General features: G+C 68.4%; 16 protein-coding genes. 10 read left to right on the forward strand and 6 right to left on the reverse strand.

From position 1 onward, the window contains the following. Positions 1-3: 3 nt before the first annotated feature. Both MJO58_RS05590 and MJO58_RS05595 read right to left on the reverse strand, forming a co-directional pair. Positions 4-2,013: an SDR family oxidoreductase gene (locus tag MJO58_RS05590; RefSeq protein WP_239722234.1), complete on the reverse strand. Its 2,010-nt coding sequence runs from the start codon at positions 2,011-2,013 to the stop codon at positions 4-6. A gap of 19 nt (positions 2,014-2,032) precedes the next feature. Then, positions 2,033-2,746 carry a histidine phosphatase family protein gene (locus MJO58_RS05595; RefSeq protein WP_239722235.1) on the reverse strand — a complete coding sequence of 238 codons (714 nt, stop codon included), beginning with the start codon at positions 2,744-2,746 and terminating at the stop codon, positions 2,033-2,035. Between the two features lie 94 nt (positions 2,747-2,840). On the opposite strand from MJO58_RS05595, the gene MJO58_RS05600 reads away from it, so the two are divergent. Beyond that, the gene (locus tag MJO58_RS05600) at positions 2,841-3,716 is read left to right on the forward strand and encodes a MaoC family dehydratase (protein WP_239722236.1); all 876 of its coding nucleotides are present in this window, start codon (positions 2,841-2,843) and stop codon (positions 3,714-3,716) included. Here the strand turns inward: MJO58_RS05600 and otsB are convergent. Then, the gene (gene otsB, locus MJO58_RS05605) at positions 3,713-4,804 is read right to left on the reverse strand and encodes a trehalose-phosphatase (RefSeq protein ID WP_239722237.1); all 1,092 of its coding nucleotides are present in this window, start codon (positions 4,802-4,804) and stop codon (positions 3,713-3,715) included. The two genes, MJO58_RS05600 and otsB, sit on opposite strands and share 4 nt — an antisense overlap. A 41-nt stretch (positions 4,805-4,845) precedes the next feature. Further along, a complete protein-coding gene (locus MJO58_RS05610) occupies positions 4,846-6,189 on the reverse strand; it encodes a wax ester/triacylglycerol synthase domain-containing protein (RefSeq protein ID WP_239722238.1) in 1,344 nt (447 codons plus the stop codon). Positions 6,190-6,352: 163 nt separating this feature from the next. Here MJO58_RS05610 and MJO58_RS05615 point away from each other — a divergent pair, with 163 nt between their 5' ends. From MJO58_RS05615 to MJO58_RS05625, 3 genes are all read left to right on the forward strand, one after another. Next, the gene (locus MJO58_RS05615; protein ID WP_239722239.1) at positions 6,353-9,688 is read left to right on the forward strand and encodes an error-prone DNA polymerase; all 3,336 of its coding nucleotides are present in this window, start codon (positions 6,353-6,355) and stop codon (positions 9,686-9,688) included. A gap of 167 nt (positions 9,689-9,855) precedes the next feature. Next, on the forward strand, positions 9,856-10,200 hold the full coding sequence (locus MJO58_RS05620; RefSeq protein ID WP_239722240.1) for a hypothetical protein: 345 nt from the start codon (positions 9,856-9,858) through the stop codon (positions 10,198-10,200). Between the two features lie 102 nt (positions 10,201-10,302). Beyond that, positions 10,303-10,947 carry a nitroreductase family protein gene (locus MJO58_RS05625; RefSeq protein ID WP_239722241.1) on the forward strand — a complete coding sequence of 215 codons (645 nt, stop codon included), beginning with the start codon at positions 10,303-10,305 and terminating at the stop codon, positions 10,945-10,947. On the opposite strand, the gene MJO58_RS05630 is transcribed toward MJO58_RS05625, so the two are convergent. Then, positions 10,948-11,274: a YciI family protein gene (locus MJO58_RS05630; RefSeq protein WP_239722242.1), complete on the reverse strand. Its 327-nt coding sequence runs from the start codon at positions 11,272-11,274 to the stop codon at positions 10,948-10,950. 36 nt (positions 11,275-11,310) lie between these two features. Beyond that, positions 11,311-11,775: a tRNA (cytidine(34)-2'-O)-methyltransferase gene (locus MJO58_RS05635; protein ID WP_090608510.1), complete on the reverse strand. Its 465-nt coding sequence runs from the start codon at positions 11,773-11,775 to the stop codon at positions 11,311-11,313. Between the two features lie 31 nt (positions 11,776-11,806). Here MJO58_RS05635 and MJO58_RS05640 point away from each other — a divergent pair, with 31 nt between their 5' ends. From MJO58_RS05640 to MJO58_RS05665, 6 genes are all read left to right on the forward strand, one after another. Further along, positions 11,807-12,412 (forward strand): class I SAM-dependent methyltransferase, encoded by a 606-nt coding sequence (locus MJO58_RS05640; RefSeq protein WP_090600620.1) that lies wholly within the window; start codon positions 11,807-11,809, stop codon positions 12,410-12,412. 250 nt (positions 12,413-12,662) lie between these two features. Then, positions 12,663-15,449, forward strand: coding sequence for an ATP-binding protein (locus MJO58_RS05645; RefSeq protein WP_239722243.1), 2,787 nt, complete (start codon positions 12,663-12,665; stop codon positions 15,447-15,449). After that, positions 15,446-15,850 (forward strand): serine protease inhibitor, encoded by a 405-nt coding sequence (locus MJO58_RS05650; protein WP_090600622.1) that lies wholly within the window; start codon positions 15,446-15,448, stop codon positions 15,848-15,850. Before MJO58_RS05645 ends, MJO58_RS05650 begins: the two co-directional genes overlap by 4 nt. Positions 15,851-15,856: 6 nt before the next feature. Next, the gene (locus MJO58_RS05655; RefSeq protein WP_239722244.1) at positions 15,857-16,231 is read left to right on the forward strand and encodes a DUF742 domain-containing protein; all 375 of its coding nucleotides are present in this window, start codon (positions 15,857-15,859) and stop codon (positions 16,229-16,231) included. Continuing rightward, the gene (locus MJO58_RS05660) at positions 16,212-16,784 is read left to right on the forward strand and encodes a GTP-binding protein (RefSeq protein ID WP_239722245.1); all 573 of its coding nucleotides are present in this window, start codon (positions 16,212-16,214) and stop codon (positions 16,782-16,784) included. The genes MJO58_RS05655 and MJO58_RS05660 overlap by 20 nt, the downstream gene beginning before the upstream one ends. A gap of 5 nt (positions 16,785-16,789) precedes the next feature. Beyond that, positions 16,790-17,341 (forward strand): pentapeptide repeat-containing protein, encoded by a 552-nt coding sequence (locus MJO58_RS05665; protein ID WP_239723176.1) that lies wholly within the window; start codon positions 16,790-16,792, stop codon positions 17,339-17,341. Positions 17,342-17,351: the final 10 nt, after the last annotated feature.

Here is a 17,351-nt window from a genome sequence, read left to right on the forward strand (position 1 = left end):
TTCTCACCAATGAATCCCGGGCACCAGGCGGACCGCCTTTCGGACCGGTCGGGGGACCCCGATGCGGCCCACGGCACGAACCGGCCGCTTGGGCCGACGGCGTACCGCCGTTACGTCGTTGTCGACCGGCGAAACCCCGAGCGCGGCAGCGGAATCGGGGTAGCCCAGATAGACCTGGTGCAGAATTCGCCGAGAGGTCCTGGGCAACAGATAATTGCCGGCCTCGGCCAGGGTGCCCAGCGGAGTGTCGATGCGGGCCGGCTTCTCGACGAGTCCGCGCACCACCATCGCGGCGGCCCGTTCGGGGCTGATCGGCGGCACCGGGTTGAGTCGCTGCGACGGCGCGATCATCGGCGTCTTGACCAGCGGCATATGGATATTGGTGAACGTGATGTGGTCGGACAACGTCTCCGAGGCGACCACGTCGGAGAACGCGTCCAGCGCGGCCTTGGTGGGCAGATACGAGCTGTACTTCGGATTGCGGGCCAGCACGCCCGCGCTGGAGACGTTGACCACGTGACCGAATCGGCGCTCCCGCCAATGCGGTAACAGCGCCAGCACCATCCGGACCGCGCCGAAGTAGTTGACCGCCATCACCCGCTCGTAGTCGTGCATCCGGTCGTATGCGTTGACCACCGAACGGCGTATCGATCGGCCCGCGTTGTTCACCAGGTAGTCGACGTGTCCGAAGCGGCCCAGGATGTCCTTGATGGTGTGCTCCACCGACACCGAATCGGTGACATCGCAGGTGAAGGCGTAGGCCTGACCGCCGTTCGCGCGGATCTCGGCGACCAGCTCGTCGAGCGCGGAGCCGTTGCGGGCCAACGCGAACACCGTGGCGCCGCGTTCGGCGACCGCGATCGCCGACGCCCGGCCGATGCCGCTGGATGCGCCGGTGATGATCACATGCCGGCCCTGCAGCGGGCCGTCCGCGGCGTCGCGGCGGGCGCGGTCGGGATCGAGATGCTCGGCCCAGTACCGCCACAGCTTGGGCGCGTAACTGGCGAACTCGGGCACCTCAATTCCGGTGCCGCACAACGCATTTTGCGTAGTGTCGCTGACGAAAGTGGGGATCAGGTCGACGAGGTCCAGCACTTCGGCGGGAATCCCGAGTTGGGTGGCCGCCATGTTGCGCAACCGTTTGACGCGCCCGCTGGCCTTCAGCACCGGTGCCGCCACCGAGCGGGGCAGCGAGCCGCGCAGCGGTGGCAATCCGGCGGCCTTGGCGACACCGCGGTAAATACCGCGCAGCCCAATGGTTTTCGGCGAGGTCAGGTGGAAGGTTCGCCCATCCCAGGAAGCTGAGCCGTCGGCGTGCATCAGCGCGACGAGTGCGTCGACGACGTAGTCGACTGGGACGATGTTGGTGCGCCCGGTGTCGGGCAGCATGATCGGGGTCAACGACGGCAAGATGGCCAGTTTGGCCAGCACGCCGAAGAAGTAGTACGGGCCGTCGATCTTGTCCATAGCGCCGGTGTGTGAGTCGCCGACCACCACGGCGGGCCGGTAGATGCGGTAGCGCAGCCCGGGTTCGGACCGGACCAGCAGTTCGGCTTCGAACTTGGTCTGGTGGTACGGGGTGGGCAGCTGCTGGCCGACGTCGAAGTCGTCCTCGGTGTACTCGCCGGCGAAGTCTCCCGCCACGGCGATCGACGATATGTGGTGGAACGTGGCATCGATCCGCCGCGCCAGCCCGATGACGGCGCGGGTGCCCTCGACGTTGGCGGCGCGCTGTTCGGCTTCGCCGGCCGTGACGTCGTAGATCGCCGCGCAGTGCACCAGGTGGTCGACCCGGCCTAGTTCGGCCAACTGCTCATCGGTCAGCGTGAGCTCCGGTAGTTCGCCGACCAGCGGTTTGGTGCGTTCACCCCACTGCGCAGCGAGGCGTTCGAAGCGTTCCAGCGACTGGCGCCGGACCAGAACCCACACCTCGGCGTCGGGCCGAGTGTCCAACAGGCGAGCTACGACGCGGCGACCAATAAACCCGGTACCGCCGGTAACGACATACCGCATCCAGTCATGGTAGCGGGGATCAGCTGAAGCTGCGGATGCCGTCCCACTCGACCAGCGTCCACCCGTCCGTCGGGTTTCCGGTGACCACCACGCGGCCGATGTTCGGCAGCGGATGGGTGCTCAGCAGGCTGCTCTTGCCGTTGCGGGCGTTCATCAGCGTCCACGCCATGATCGCCGCGCCCTGGGAGAACACGACCGGCTTGTTGTGCCCGCTGTTGTAGACCTTGTTCACCGCGGCGGTGAACTCCTCGTTGAACTGCTTGCCGCTCACCGAGCCCGGGATGCTGTCCTGGATGTCGCCGTTGATCCAGTCCGCCGGCGCCAACATGTACGTCGTCGCCGCCATCGATTGAGGTTTGCCGTTGAACCAGCCGGCGTTGAGCGCCTGCACCCCGCTCAGGACCTCCACCTGCTTACCGAGTTCACCGGCCAGCGGCCCGGCGGTCTGCTGTGCCTCGGCCATCGCGGAGGCGTAGACGGCGTCGAAGTCGTTGCGACCGCTCTGGTGGGCCAACTGTTGGGCCTGGCCCCTGCCCTCGGCGGTGAGACCGGGGCCGGGCGGATCGGTGTTGATGATGCCGTCGGCGTCGGCTTGGGTCTGGGCGTTTCGGATGAACGTCAACGTGATGGCGCGCGCCTGCGTCGACCCCCCACAGGCACCGACGATGAGCGTTGCGGCGAGTACGGCCCCCGTTTTCCAGAAGGCCTTTTTGATGATGCTGCGCGTGGCCATGTCGATAGCCTGCCCTGCCGACTGCCCCATGGGGAAGGGTTTGCAATGGTTGAGTGCGCAAAAGCGTGAATCTGGTAGTCGAGAGGAGACTCGCATGGCGATTGACCCGAGTGCTGTCGGTGCGGTGACCGAGCCGAAGTTGTTCGACTGGACCGACCGGGACACCCTGCTCTACGCCCTCGGCGTCGGCGCGGGGCTCGACGACCTGTCGTTCACCACCGAGAACAGCCACGGGATCACTCAGCAGGTGCTGCCCACCTACGCGGTGATCTGCTGCCCGGCGTTCGGGGCGGCGGGCAAGATCGGAGATTTCAACTGGGCCATGCTGTTACACGGCTCGCAAGGGATCCGGCTGCACGCGCCGCTGCCCGCGGCGGGCAAGCTGTCGGTGGTCACCGAGGTCACCGACATTCAGGACAAGGGCGAGGGCAAGAACGCCGTCGTGATGCTGCGCGGCCGCGGCACCGACCCGGATTCTCAGCAGCTGATCGCCGAAACGTCGACCACCTTTGTGGTCCGTGGCGCGGGCGGTTTCGGTGGACAACCGGGTCAGCGTCCCATCGCCCCGGAATTCCCGGATCGCGAGCCCGACATCAAGGTCGCCCTGCCCACCCGCGAGGACCAGGCGCTGATCTACCGGCTCTCCGGCGACCGCAACCCGCTGCACAGCGACCCGTGGTTCGCCCGGGAGTTGGCCGGGTTCCCGAAGCCGATCCTGCACGGGCTGTGCAGCTATGGGGTGGCGGGCCGCGCGCTGGTCGCCGAGCTCGGCGGTGGGCAGGCCGCGAACATCACCTCGATCGACTCACGTTTCAGCTCCCCGGTGTTTCCCGGCGAGACGTTGACCACGCTGATCTGGCGCACCGAGCCGGGCAAGGCGGTCTTTCGCACCACAGCTTCTGGTGCCGAGGGCGCCGAGGCGGGGCGAGTCGTGCTCGACGACGGCGCGGTCGAATACGCGCAGAGCTAGCGGGGGCCGGCCAACTGCCGCGCCAGGCGGTCGACGAATTCGGCGGCGGCGGCGGGGCTGTCCAGCGCGAACAGCGCGGCGGTGGCCCGGTCGCCGTCGTCGTTGTGCCGCACCAGGATCGGGATTCCGTCCGGGCGCACCGCATCGAACGCGTCCTCGTCGGTGATGTCGTCGCCGAGGAAGATCGGTGTCACGGCTGCCGATCCGTCCAAGTGCCCGAGCACCCAGTGCAGCGTCTTCCCCTTGTCCCAGTCGATATCCGGGCGTAGCTCGATGACTTCGCGGCCGGTGGTCACCCGAAGCGCATCGCGCTGACCGGCGGCGCGTACTGCTGCCGTCACCTCGCCGACGCGGTCTCGCGCCGCGTTGCGATAGTGCACGGCAACGCCAAACCGCTTGTGCTCCACCCTGACCCCCGGAATCGAACCGAGGCGCTCACGGAGCTGGGCGGCCGCGGACTCCAACACCGGTATGGCCGCGGCCGCGGCGTCGTTTTGGTGATGCGTGCCGTCGGGCGCGGTCAGTTCGAATCCGTGGCTGCCGGCGTACCAGAGACCGGGCAGGCCGACGCGTGCCGTGACGTCGGCGAGGTCGCGGCCGGACAGGATCGCGACCGGGCAGCGCGTGGCCAACTGCTGTAGCGCGTCGGCCGCACCGGCGACCAGCTGGGCCGAGTCCGGGTCGTTGACGATGTCCGAGAGCGTGCCGTCGAAGTCGAAGAACACCGCCGGCCGTCGGGCGGGCAGGTCCTCGCCGAGGAGCTGCGACGCGTCGGGCAGCTGCGACATTCGCAGGTCCCCGGTGCGGACCGTGACGTCCCCGAGGCTTTGGTCCTCGATCACCAAGGCGAACCCGGCGTCGCGCGCGGCCGCGGCCACCTGCGCGTTGGCCGCGACGACGACGCAGCGACCCGCTCGAAACCCGCCGAGATCGTCGGCCGAGCCGAAGGTCCCGGTGCGCACACCGGCCTGCTCAAGTTGCGCTGTCAACGCCGACGGCGGGTCCAGGGCGGGATCAAACAGCACCGCGTCGTGGCGACGTGGGTCGATGATGACCGATGGCTCCGATACTGGCTCCGATACTGGCACTGACCAACCCTCTCACGGTGATCAACGCCGCCCGGGTGGGGTCAGTGGCGCGCTCGCGCGGTCGGGTGGCTCGGGGACACTTTGCCCCGCAGCGCGCGGGCCCGGCGCTTGCGGCGATCCTTGGTGAACAGCAGGACGGAGTCTTGGCTGAGCGCCGTCAGACGCGCCATCTCCCGTTCGATGCCGCTGGCGAGCTGCTGGAGTTCGGGGGCGGCGTCGTAATCGGCGGTGATCCCGAAGATCAGCTCGTCGCCGTAGCTCAGCACCGCGACTCCGCTGGATAGCCGCAAAGCCGTCGGCGGGATCGGCAGCAGGCGTTCCACGGTTGCGCCCATCAGCCCCAGCCGGTGCCGCGGCCCCGGCGCGTTGGTGGCCAGCGTCACGATGCCGGGTTGTGGGAGCCGGCTCATGACCAATCGAACTGCTTTGGCGCACAGCGTGAATGGCATGGAGCTTGCTGCCAGGTCCACGATGCTGTTGTGTTGCCGAACCGGCGTGGGCTGGTTCAAGCTGCTGTGCACAATTCGCAGCCGCTGCACCGGATCGTCGTGCTCGACAGGCAGATACCTCTTCTCCGGGGTGCACAACGAACCCGCGCGCGGCTGTTCGCCGCGGTGCAGCAGCACGGCCCGGAAGCCCTCGGTGATCGCGGCGAGCGCGACGTCGTTGGTGGTCACCCGGAACTTGCCGCAGACCGCGTCGACGGCGGCCAGGGGGACGCGCACCGTGCTGTAGCGCCGCATGGTGACCGCCGGGGCGGTCGACGACGCGTGGGCCGCCGACCAGACCGCCTCGGCCAGCGTGGTGGTGACGGTGGTCGCGGCGGCCGAGGCTCGCCAGAGTGTCTCGGCCCAGCCCTGCTTCCGGGCTGGCGCCGAATCAGCCTCGGGTGCAACGTGATTGGCGAACATCTCGCTGTCGGCGTCGTCGCAGAGCCTGGTGAGAAGGTGGGCCGCGGGCGTGGCGTCGGCGAGGTAGTGGTGGACCTTCATCAGGATCGCCCACTTGCCGCGCAGCCCCTCGATGACCCAGCACTCCCACAGCGGGCGGTCCAATTCGAGGGGGCGTTCCAGGGCGTGCGCGATCGCTCGAGACAGGTCGGCTTCATCGCCGGGGCGGGGAACCGCGACACGGCGCAGGTGATGGGCGAGGTCGAAACCCGGATCGTCGGTCCAGTGCTGGGCACCGCTGAACGGATGCGTCCGCAATACCTGGGTGCATCGGGGGATCGACTGAATGCGTTCTGCCAGAAGCGCTTTGAGGCGTTCCAGGTTCGGCACCGCGCCCTCGACAATGGCGACCGCGCCCGTCGCCATACTTGCCTGCCGGTCGGGGTCCGTCGCGGTGCGAAAGCCCGAATCCAATGCCGTGGTCAGCTGTACCATGTTCAGTTCCCGCCCTAGTTGCCCCGTACCAGTATCTGTCGCCGCGCCCCCGTCGCGGTAGGTCCCAGTCCGTTAAGACTGTGTTTAGAAGTTGAAGACCCGTTTAACAACCGCTTTAACAACCCCGCACCAAATCGAACATGCGTTCGATAGACTGTGGGGTGTGGGCTTCAGCAATGAGCCGCGGAGTTGGGCGGAACTGGAGCGGCTGCTCGACGGCAAGCCGCGCCATGCCGGCGCGCCCACCCCATCCGGCCCGGCGCAAGAGGCTCCCTTCTCGCACAAGCGCCCGGCCTATCGACCACCGGACGGTGGCCGGACGGCCCGCTCGGCGGTCGCTCATTCCGTTTCGTATGCCGAGCTGCACGCGCATTCGGCGTACAGCTTTCTGGACGGCGCCAGCACGCCCGAGGAGTTGGTCGAGGAGGCCGCCCGGCTGGGTCTGCGGGCGCTGGCGCTGACCGACCACAACGGTCTGTACGGGGCGGTGCGGTTCGCCGAAGCCGCCGCCGAACTCGACGTGCGCACCGTGTTCGGCGCCGAGCTGTCGCTGGGCGCTTCGTCGGTAGCCTCTTCGGTTTCGCAGGCCCGTACCGAGAATCCGGATCCGCCCGGCCCGCATCTGCTGGTGTTGGCCCGCGGCCCGGAGGGTTACCGGCGGCTGTCGCGGCAGCTGGCCGCGGCGCATCTGGCCGGTGGCGAGAAGGGCAAGCTGTGCTTCGACATCGACACGCTGACCGAAGCCGCGGGCGGGCATTGGCACATCCTGACGGGATGCCGTAAAGGCCATGTCCGCCAAGCGCTTTCCGATGGCGGGCCGGACGCCGCTGCGGAGGCGCTGGCCGGTCTGGTGGACCGGTTCGGCGCGCAGCGGGTCAGCGTCGAGTTGACCCATCATGGTCAGCCGCTCGACGACGAGCGCAACGCGACCCTGGCGGCCCTGGCGCAGCGGGTCGGCGTCGGCGTCGTCGCCACCACCGGAGCACATTTCGCCCATCCGTCGCGCCGGCGGCTGGCCATGGCGATGGGCGCGATCCGGGCCCGGCAGTCGCTGGAGTCGGCCGCCGGATGGCTGGCCCCGCTGGGCGGCTCACACCTACGGTCCGGCGAGGAGATGGCCCGGCTGTTCGCGCAGTGGCCCGAGGCGGTGAGCGCCGCGGCCGAACTCGGCGAGCAGTGCGCGTTCGGACTGGCATTGATCGCGCCGCAGCTGCCGCCGTTCGACGTGCCCGACGGGCACACCGAGGACAGCTGGTTGCGGCAGTTGGTGATGGCGGGCGCGCGTGACCGGTACGGGCTCCCCGAGGGCGCGCCGCGGGCGTATGCGCAGATCGAACACGAGCTGAAAGTCATTGCCCAGCTTCGGTTTCCGGGTTACTTCCTGGTGGTGCACGACATCGCCCGATTCTGCCGGTGCAACAACATCCTGTGCCAGGGCAGGGGGTCGGCGGCAAACTCCGCGGTCTGTTACGCCCTGGGGGTCACCGCGGTCGATCCGGTGGCCAACGAGTTGTTGTTCGAGCGCTTCCTGTCGCCGGCCCGCGACGGGCCACCCGACATCGACATGGATATCGAGTCGGATCAGCGCGAGAAGGTCATCCAATACGTCTACGACAAATACGGCCGCGACTACGCCGCCCAGGTCGCCAACGTCATCACCTACCGGAGCAAGATCGCGGTGCGCGACATGGCCCGTGCCCTGGGTTATTCGCAAGGCCAGCAGGATGCGTGGAGCAAGCAGATCAGCCACTGGAACGGGCTGGCCGACGCCGCGGACGTCGATGGCATCCCGCCACAGGTGCTCGAACTGGCCAACCAGATCCGGAATCTGCCGCGGCACATGGGAATTCACTCCGGCGGTATGGTGATCTGCGACCGCCCGATCGCGGACGTGTGTCCGGTGGAGTGGGCGCGGATGGAGAATCGCAGCGTCCTGCAATGGGACAAGGACGACTGTGCGGCCATCGGTTTGGTGAAGTTCGACCTACTCGGGCTCGGCATGCTCTCGGCGCTGCACTATGCGAAAGACCTTGTGGCCGAACACAAAGGCGTCGAGGTCGACCTGGCCCGCCTCGATCTCTCCGAGCCCGCGGTGTACGAGATGCTGCAGCGTGCCGATTCCGTCGGGGTGTTCCAGGTGGAGTCGCGCGCGCAGATGGCCACCCTGCCCAGGCTCAAGCCCCGGGTGTTCTACGACCTGGTGGTGGAGGTCGCGCTGATCCGGCCCGGACCCATCCAGGGCGGGTCGGTGCACCCCTACATCCGGCGGCGCAACGGCATCGACCCGGTCGTCTACGACCACCCGTCCATGGAACCGGCATTGCGAAAGACGCTGGGAGTGCCGCTTTTCCAGGAGCAGCTGATGCAGCTCGCGGTCGACTGCGCCGGCTTCTCGGCCGCCGAGGCCGATCAGTTGCGCCGCGCCATGGGGTCCAAGCGTTCGACCGAGCGGATGCAACGGCTGCGGGGCAGGTTCTACGAGGGCATGCGCGAACTGCATGGCGCCACCGACGAGGTGATCGACCGGACCTACGAAAAGCTGGAAGCGTTCGCCAATTTCGGCTTTCCGGAAAGTCATGCGCTGTCCTTCGCGTCGCTGGTGTTCTACTCGTCGTGGTTCAAGCTGCACCACCCGGCCGCGTTCTGCGCCGCACTGCTGCGCGCCCAGCCGATGGGGTTCTATTCACCGCAGTCGCTGGTGGCCGATGCGCGCCGGCACGGCGTGCTGGTGCACGGGCCCGACGTCAACGCCAGCCTGGCGCACGCCACCCTCGAGAACGCCGGCACCGAAGTCCGCCTGGGGCTGGGTGCGGTCCGCCATATCGGCGACGACCTCGCCGAGCAGCTGGTCGAAGAGCGAAAAGCCAACGGCGCCTTCGCTTCCCTGCTGGACCTGACCACCCGGGTGCAGCTCTCCGTGCCGCAGACCGAGGCGCTGGCGACGGCCGGGGCGCTGGGCTGCTTCGAGATGTCGCGGCGGGAGGCGCTGTGGGCGGCCGGGGCCGCGGCCACCCAACGGCCGGACCGGCTGCCCGGGGTGGGTGCCCACGGTGCTGATGGGTCACACATCCCGGCGCTGCCCGGAATGAGCGAGCTGGAACTGGCCGCCGCCGACGTGTGGGCCACCGGCATCTCCCCGGACAGCTACCCGACCCAGTTCCTGCGGGCCGACCTGAACGCGATGGGGGTGGTGCCCGCCGAGGAGCTGCTCGACGTGCCCGACGGCGACCGCGTGCTGATCGCCGGCGCGGTGACCCATCGGCAGCGACCCGCCACGGCGCAGGGGGTGACGTTCATCAACCTCGAGGACGAGACCGGGATGGTCAACGTGCTCTGCACACCCGGGGTGTGGGCGCGACACCGCAAGCTCGCGAACACGGCACCGGCGCTGCTGGTCCGCGGTCAGATCCAAAACGCCAGCGGCGCAGTCACCGTCGTGGCCGAGCGGCTGGGCCGCATCACCCTGGCCGTCGGATCCAAGTCTCGCGACTTCCGCTGATTCCTCGCACCACTTTCATCGCCGAACGTGTTCTCACGGCGAGAGTTCCGCCGATTCTTCGCCGTGAGAGCACGCTCGCGCCTCGTGCCGCGTCGAACAATTCGATATGGTCGCTGCCCGCAGCGTCGTAAACTACTCGAACCCCAAATGTCTTAAGGGAGTTCGGAATGAAATTCACGCACGCTCGCCATGGCACAGCGATACTGAGTTGTGCTGTGGCGGTTGTTCTTTCTCCCGCCATTGCCAGCGCTGATCCACCCGACCCGCACCAGCCGGACATGACGAAGGGCTACTGCCCGGGTGGTCGGTGGGGCTACGGCAATTTGGCGGTGTGCGACGGAGAGAAATACCCCGACGGGTCGTTTTGGCACCAGTGGATGAAAACCTGGATGGTCGGCCCTCAGTTCTACTACGACTGCGTCGGCGGCGACGAACCTCTCCCCGGCCCGCCGCCGCCCGGTGGCTGCGGCGGGGCGATTCCACCCGACCAGCCCGCCCCGCCCCCTACCTGACGCTCGCGAAAGCGGGGAACGTGTAGCCAAGATCGACGACCTGCAGGCCGATATCGATGCGCGGCGGACGGTCTCGACGTCGACCGACCTAGAGTCGGGTGCATGACCCTCAACCTGTCCGTCGACGAACTTCTCACCACCACCCGCTCGGTTCGCAAACGCCTCGACTTCGACAAGCCGGTGTCTCGCGAGGTCCTGATGGAATGCCTCGAGCTGGCGTTGCAGGCGCCCACGGGTTCCAACGCGCAGGGCTGGCAGTGGATGTTCGTGGAGGACGCCGAGAAGAAGAAGGCGATCGGCGACATCTACCTGTCGAACGCCCAGCCCTACCTCAGCGCGCCGAAGCCCGACTACGGCGAGGGCGATACCCGCGGGGAACGGATGGGCAAGGTCGTGGATTCGGCGATGTATCTCGCCGAGCACATGCACGAGGCGCCGGTGCTGATGATCCCGTGCATCGCGGGCCGCGAAGACAAGTCGCCACTGGGCGGCGTCTCGTTCTGGGCGTCGCTGTTCCCGGCGGTCTGGAGCTTCTGCCTGGCGTTGCGCTCCCGCGGGCTGGGCTCCTGCTGGACGACGCTGCACCTGCTGGGCGACGGCGAGCGCAGGGCCGCCGAGGTGCTCGGCATTCCCTACGAGAAATTCAGCCAGGGTGGGCTGTTCCCGATCGCCTACACCAAAGGCACCGACTTCCGTCCGGCCAAACGGCTGCCGGCCGAGACCCTGACGCACTGGAACACCTGGTAGTCAGGGCTGTAGCGGCCAGACTTCGACGACCCCGTACGCCATCGCGCACGGGGTCTGGCTCACCCGCTCGATCGCCGCGTCGAGATCGTCCGCCTCGATCACCGCGAACCCCGCGACCGGCAATGCCGATCGCAGGAACGCGCCCGGCTCGACCCGCACGCCGGCGCCGTCGTGATTGCGTACCTGGACGGGGTCGCCGGCGCGGCCGACCAGCGCGCCGGACGCACTGATCTCGTCATCGCGGGCGTGCGCGGTCCGTCGACGCTCGCCGCTCAATTGGCGGTATCCGGCCGCGTCGCCGTATCCGATCGTGATGAAGGTAGGCATATCAAGGCTGACTCGCGGCCGGCACCGGACTCATCGCTACACCGCGCCGGGATAGCCGTGCTGGCGCCAGGCCTCGTAGATCGCGATCGCCGCGGCGTTGGACAGGTTCAGCGACCGGCGGCCGGCCAGCATCGGGATGCGTACCTGGCCGGTGACGTGGCTGTCGGCGAGGGTTTGCGCATCCAGCCCGTCGGGCTCCGGACCGAACATCAGCACGTCGCCGGGCTGATACGCGACGTCGGTGAACGATGTCGGCGCATGCGCGGTGAACGCGAACACCCGCGCCGGCATCAGCGCCTGCCACGCGGCCTGCAGCGTTGCGTGCACGGTGACCGAGGCCAGGTCGTGGTAGTCCAATCCGGCGCGGCGCACCTTGGATTCGGACAGGTCGAAGCCCATCGGCTCAACCAGATGCAATTCGGCGCCGGTGGCCGCGGCCGTCCGGATGGCGTTGCCCGTGTTAGGCGCGATCCGCGGCGAGTAGAACAGCAGCCGGAACACACCGCCATCTTCACACGGCGATAATTGCGGCATGGTCGAGCAGAGCATCTGGATGCGCAAGGTAGTTGCCGATCCAGGACACTCGGACTGGTACATCGAGCGCTTCCGTGCCATGGCCCGCGACGGCAAGGATCTGGTCGGCGAGGCGCGCATGATCGACGCCATGGCTCCGCGCGGCGCCCACATCCTCGACGCCGGTTGCGGCGCCGGACGGGTGGGCGGGTATCTGGCCACGGTCGGTCACCAGGTGGTCGGAGTGGACGTCGACCCGGCGCTGATCGCCGCGGCCGAGCAGGACTACCCGGGCCCGCAGTGGCTGGTCGGCGATCTCGCCGAGCTGGACTTGCCCGCGCGCGGCATCGCCGAACGGTTCGACGTGATCGTGTCCGCCGGCAACGTGATGACGTTCCTCGCGCCCAGTACCCGCGGGCAGGTGCTCAACCGGCTACGCGCCCATGTCGCCGACGATGGTCGAGCGGCGATCGGATTCGGCGCCGGGCGCGACTATGAGTTCACCGATTTTCTTCAGCACGCGACGGCCGCGGGATTCGCTCCCGATGTGCTGCTGTCCACCTGGGATCTGCGACCGTTCACCGACGACTCCGACTTCCTCGTCGCGATCCTTCGGCCCGCGTAGGGATTTCGCGCCGCGGCCTGTTTGCCAGGCCTGCGTGCCGGTGTGCCTGCGCACCTTGGGGGTGGCTGTCTACTCAGTAACGATTGTGGTGAGCCGGGCCGCGGGCTGTCATACTCGTCGAATTGCCACGCGTTTACCGCTCGCGCGTTTTGGCGCGGGGGGAGCGGAATAAAAGCAGGAAGTTCATGAGCCTCTCGTTTCTTTCGATGCGCAGTGTCGGCGCAGCGGCCGGTCGCGCGGCCGCAACCACATGACGATGTTCAACCGCCCGGCCGGCGTGGCCGAGGCGGCGCCCGCCGAGTTCGCGAAGCCCAAGGCGAGTGCGGCAGCCCCGGCGAAGCGCCCGCCGGCCTGGTCGCCGAGCAACTGGCCGGTCGGGTGGAAGGTGCTCGCGATCGTGCTGGTCCCGCTCGTCCTGGCGGTGATTTTCGGCGGGCTGCGCGTCAACACCGCCATGTCGACTTCCAGCGGCCTGAGGCTGGCCGCCGAGCGCGCCGACTTGCTGCCGGCGCTCACCAAATACATGTCGGCACTGGACGTCGCGCTGTTGGCGAACTCGACCGGACACGACGTCGAGGGCGCGAAGAAGAACTATGACGCCCGCAAGGGTGAGTTGCAGACCCGGCTGTCGAACACCGATGTGACCCCCGATGTCCGGTCGGGGGTGGGCACGCTGCTGGGTGGCGGTCAGTCGCTGCTGGACAAGGTGGCCGACAACAGCATTGGTCTGCGGGACCGGGTGACCACCTACGCGCCGTTGCTGCTGACGGCCGAGGACGTCATCAACGCATCGGTGCAGGTGGACGACGAGCAGATCCGGGCACAGGCACAGGGTTTGAGCCGGGCGGTCGGGGCCCGCGGCCAGATGACGATGCAGGAAATCCTGGTGACCCGCGGCGCCGACCTGCCCGAGCCGCAGTTGCGCACCTCGATGATCACCCTGGCCGGCACCGAACCGTCCACGCTGTTCGGGATGAGCGAGGTACTCGGCGCGGGTTCGCCGGAGGCCAAGACGCTGCAGCAGCAGATGGTGACCCGGATGGCGATCATGTCCGATCCGGCCGCCGTGCTCGTCGACAACCCGGACTTGCTGCGCTCGATCCAGACCACCGACGCGATCGCCGAACAGGTCGTCACCGACGCCACCGCGTCGGTGACGAAGTCGGTGCAAACCCAGGCCCACGATCGGCGCAACTCCGCGATCGTCGACGGCGTCGCGGTGCTGGCCGCCATCGTGATCGCACTGATCATCGTGCTGCTGATGGCGCGCGCGCTGGTGATGCCGTTGCGGGTGCTGCGCGACGGCGCGCTCAGGGTCGCCCACACCGACCTCGAGGAGGAAATCGCACGGGTCAAAGCCGGTGAGGCCGAACCGATTCCGGCTCCGCTGCCGGTATACACCACCGAGGAAATCGGCCAGGTCGCGCACGCGGTGGACGAGCTGCACACCCAGGCGCTGCTGCTGGCCGGTGACGAGGCGCGGTTGCGACTGCTGGTCAACGACATGTTCGAGACGATGTCGCGGCGCAGCCGTTCGTTGGTCGACCAGCAGCTGTCGCTGATCGACCGGCTGGAGCGCAACGAAGAGGATCCCGATCGCCTGGACAGCCTCTTCCGGCTGGATCACCTGGCGGCGCGGCTGCGCCGCAACAGCGCCAACTTGCTGGTGCTCGCCGGCGCCCAGCTGGCCCGCGACCAGCGCGAGCCGGTTCCGCTGTCGACCGTGATCAACGCGGCTGTCTCCGAGGTCGAGGACTACCGCCGCGTCGAAATCGCGGACCTGCCCGACTGCAGGCTGATCGGTGGGGTCGCCGGCGGCGCCATCCATCTGTTCGCCGAGCTGATCGATAACGCCCTGCGCTATTCGCCGCCGTCGACGTATGCCCGGATTTCCGGGGCGCGCGGTGGAGACGGAGGCGTGGTGCTGCGGATCGCCGACTCCGGTTTGGGCATGAACGACTCCGACCGGCGGATGGCCAACATGCGTCTGCAGGCCGGCGGCGAGGTCACCCCCGACCCCACTCCGGACAATGCGCGCCATATGGGGCTTTTCGTGGTGGGCCGCATCGCTGCCCGGCACGGCATCCGGGTCGGGCTGCGGGGCCCGGCGCCCGAGGAGGCGGGCACCGGTACGACCGCCGAGATCTACCTGCCACCGGAGGTGCTGGAGGGCTTCGGCAGCGGCCCGGCCGGAATCTCGGCGGAGCCGCGTGAACGGATCCGGGCGGTCTCGTCACCGAGCGCCAAGCTGGCCAGCGGACCGCCGGACACCCCCAATGGCGTGACGCGTCAGCGCCCCGTCGCGGCCACCCCCGACACCGGCTCGGGCGAGGCGCCACCGATCTCGTTGCTGCCCCGCCGTCCCGGCTCCAGCGGCATCAGCGACGTCCCCGACGCGCCCGCCGCCCAGCCGCCGCTGCCCAAGCGCCGCCGTGAACTGGCCACTGCGTGGTGGGAGAACGAGAACCAGTCGCGACCCCAGCCGCCGTCCCCGCAGGGGACGCCAAAGCCAGCGCAAAAGCCAGCGCCAAAGCAAGCGCCAAAGCCGACCTCGAAGCCGACCCCGAAGCCGGCGGTATCGGACACTTCGGCGTTCTTCGCGGCGCGGTCGCGCGGGACCGGCGCCCCGCCGCCCGCCCGCGCGCCCAAGCCGAGTCCTCCGGCGGCCGGTCCGTCGAAGGACGACGTGATCTATCGGCGGATGCTTTCGGAGATGATGGGTGACCCGCACGACCTGGTCAACAGCCCCGACCTGGACTGGCAATCGGTGTGGGATCGCGGGTGGTCGCTGGCCGCCGAGGCCGACGAAAAGCCCGTCGAGCAGCGCACCGCCGACCACGGCCTGCCGGTGCGTACGCCCGGAGCCCGGCTGGTGCCCGGCGCGGCCGACGACGATTCCCTCGTACCATCGAACGGCGGGCTGCACGCGGCCCGCGACCCCGAGGCGGTTCGCGCCTCGTTCAGTAACCATTTCGGCGGCGTGCGCAGCGGACGGTCCCACGCCCGCCACTCGAGTCAAGGACCCGACGAGGAATGACTTCTGCAGGCACCTCACTCGACTGGCTGGTGACGAAGTTCGCCCGCGAGGTTCCCGGGGTGGCGCATGCGCTGCTGGTGTCCGTCGACGGTCTGCCCATCGCCGCCAGCGAGCTGCTGCCCCGCGAACGAGCCGACCAACTGGCCGCCGTGGCCTCCGGGCTGGCCAGCCTCGCGACCGGTGCCGCGCAGCTGTTCGACGGCGGGCAGGTGCTGCAGTCGGTGGTCGAGATGCAGAACGGCTACCTGCTGTTGATGCGCGTCGGGGATGGCTCGCACCTGGCGACGCTGGCCGACACGTCGTGCGACATCGGCCAGATCGGATACGAGATGGCGATCCTCGTCGAACAGGTGGGCGGCGTCGTGCAGTCCACCCGCCGTTCCGCTACTCATCGTTCGTGAGCCGCGATGGACAAACGCGAAGCCGGGCCGCCCTCACATGAGGCGAGCCTGGTCCGCCCGTACACCCTGACGGCCGGGCGGACGAACGCGGGCATCGACATTCCGCTGGAAGCGCCGGTTCAGACGTTGCCGGCCGGGCAGGCTCACCGCTGGCCGGCCGACGATGCGAGAGGCAAGATCATCGGACTGTGCGTGAAAAGCCCGTCCGTCGCCGAGGTGTCGGCCCGGCTGAACCTGCCGATCGGGGTTACGCGCGTCCTGGTCGGTGATCTGGTCCTGTCCGGTTACCTCCGGGTGCATAGCACCTTGAGCGAGCAGTCGACCCGCGATGAGCGCCACGAACTGATAGGAAGGACCCTGCGTGGCCTTAAAGCACTCTGACTCCGGCGCCACCGCCTCGACGAAGATCGTCATCGCCGGTGGGTTCGGCGCCGGCAAGACCACCTTCGTCGGGGCGGTCTCGGAGATCATGCCGCTGCGCACCGAGGAGATCGTCACCGACGCCTCGGCCGGCGTCGACGTGCTCGAAGCCACCCCCGACAAGCGCACCACCACGGTGGCGATGGACTTCGGCCGGATCACGCTGGACCGCGATCTGGTGCTCTACCTGTTCGGCACGCCCGGCCAGCGGCGGTTCTGGTTCATGTGGGACGACCTGGTGCGCGGTGCCATCGGCGCGATCGTACTGGTCGACTGCCGCCGGTTGCAGGACAGCTTCGCCGCCGTCGACTTCTTCGAGCACCGCAACCTGCCGTTCCTGATCGCGGTTAACCAATTCGACGGTGCGCCAAGGTATCCCGTCGCTGCGATACGCGAAGCGCTGGCGCTGTCCCCGCACATTCCGGTGATCAACGTCGACGCCAGGGATCGCCGGTCGGCCACCGATGCGCTGATCGCGATCAGCGAGTACGCGCTGCAAAGCCTGACGGCTTGACCGCCGTGCAGCAGTGGGCCGACTGCGAGTTCACCGGCCGCGACTTCCGCGACGAGGACTTGGGCCGGTTGTGCACCGAACGGGTGGTGTTCAGCGAGTGCGATTTCAGCGGCGTCAATCTGGCCGAGTCTGTGCACCGTGGATCCGCTTTCCGTAACTGCAAGTTCGAGCGAACAACGCTGTGGCACAGCACATTTGCGCAGTGCAGCCTGCTGGGGTCGGTCTTCGTGCAGTGCCGGCTGCGCCCGGTCACATTCGACGAGGTGGATTTCACGCTGGCGGTGCTTGGCGGCAATGACCTGCGCGGCGTCGACCTGAGTGGCTGCCGGCTGCGCGAGACCAGCCTGGTGGAGACTGACCTGCGCAAGGCCGTGCTGCGCGGCGCCGACCTCTCCGGCGCGCGGACCACCGGCACCCGGCTCGACGACGCCGACCTGCGCGGCGCGACAGCGGATCCGGCGTTGTGGCGCACCGCCACGCTGACCGGTGTGCGGGTGGACGTGCCCCAGGCGATGGCGTTCGCGTTGGCGCACGGGCTTCGTTTAGACGGGGCCTGAACGCCACATC

Origin of the sequence: Mycobacterium lentiflavum, assembly GCF_022374895.2 — a bacterium.
GTDB lineage: Bacteria > Actinomycetota > Actinomycetes > Mycobacteriales > Mycobacteriaceae > Mycobacterium > Mycobacterium lentiflavum.

What these genes read in the sequence shown, in the direction of transcription:
- MJO58_RS05640 (WP_090600620.1), top strand. Translation starts at nt 11,807, where the DNA reads ATGGTCGAGCAGAGCATCTGGATGCGCAAGGTAGTTGCCGATCCAGGA.
- MJO58_RS05610 (WP_239722238.1), bottom strand. Translation starts at nt 6,189, where the DNA reads ATGGTACAGCTGACCACGGCATTGGATTCGGGCTTTCGCACCGCGACG.
- MJO58_RS05595 (WP_239722235.1), bottom strand. Translation starts at nt 2,746, where the DNA reads ATGGCCACGCGCAGCATCATCAAAAAGGCCTTCTGGAAAACGGGGGCC.
- MJO58_RS05630 (WP_239722242.1), bottom strand. Translation starts at nt 11,274, where the DNA reads ATGCCTACCTTCATCACGATCGGATACGGCGACGCGGCCGGATACCGC.
- MJO58_RS05600 (WP_239722236.1), top strand. Translation starts at nt 2,841, where the DNA reads ATGGCGATTGACCCGAGTGCTGTCGGTGCGGTGACCGAGCCGAAGTTG.
- MJO58_RS05620 (WP_239722240.1), top strand. Translation starts at nt 9,856, where the DNA reads ATGAAATTCACGCACGCTCGCCATGGCACAGCGATACTGAGTTGTGCT.
- MJO58_RS05645 (WP_239722243.1), top strand. Translation starts at nt 12,663, where the DNA reads ATGACGATGTTCAACCGCCCGGCCGGCGTGGCCGAGGCGGCGCCCGCC.
- MJO58_RS05655 (WP_239722244.1), top strand. Translation starts at nt 15,857, where the DNA reads ATGGACAAACGCGAAGCCGGGCCGCCCTCACATGAGGCGAGCCTGGTC.
- MJO58_RS05590 (WP_239722234.1), bottom strand. Translation starts at nt 2,013, where the DNA reads ATGCGGTATGTCGTTACCGGCGGTACCGGGTTTATTGGTCGCCGCGTC.
- MJO58_RS05650 (WP_090600622.1), top strand. Translation starts at nt 15,446, where the DNA reads ATGACTTCTGCAGGCACCTCACTCGACTGGCTGGTGACGAAGTTCGCC.
- MJO58_RS05625 (WP_239722241.1), top strand. Translation starts at nt 10,303, where the DNA reads ATGACCCTCAACCTGTCCGTCGACGAACTTCTCACCACCACCCGCTCG.